This is a genomic window from Bradyrhizobium sp., from assembly GCF_016462955.1.
GTDB lineage: Bacteria > Pseudomonadota > Alphaproteobacteria > Rhizobiales > Xanthobacteraceae > Bradyrhizobium.
Window position 1 is genome coordinate 1 of sequence record NZ_JAEMSD010000279.1, and the last position, 354, is coordinate 354.

Annotated in this window: 1 pseudogene; it reads left to right on the top strand. The window is 73.7% G+C overall.

What is annotated here, in order from left to right:
- Positions 1-313 (top strand): annotated as a pseudogene (locus JHD07_RS24570) (hypothetical protein); the annotation flags it as partial.
- Positions 314-354: the final 41 nt, after the last annotated feature.

The following is a 354-nucleotide window of genomic DNA, read 5'->3' on the forward strand; positions in this document are numbered from 1 at the left end:
GCCGACGCTGGTGTCTCCGGAAATTGCGCCCGAGCCTGCGCCCGCCAGCGTGCCGTTGCCGGGCCAGGACCCGCGCCGCATGCCGGCCAAGCCCAAGGTGGAAACGAGGCCGGCGCCGACCCCGAAAGCTCCGCAGGCTGCTCCGGCCGCGCCGAGCCCGCAACTTCCAAGCTCGCAACTCCCAAGCGCGCCGCTTGCGAGTCAGCAACTCGCACCGCTCCCTCCGCCGATCGACGTGAAGCCGGCCCCGGGCCCGCCGCCCGCCAAGCCCAGGCCGAAGCCGCCGCTGGTGCTGACGCCGCAAAATCCGTGAGGGACGACGCTCGCGGCTGGGCGTGGTTCACCCCTCCCCAG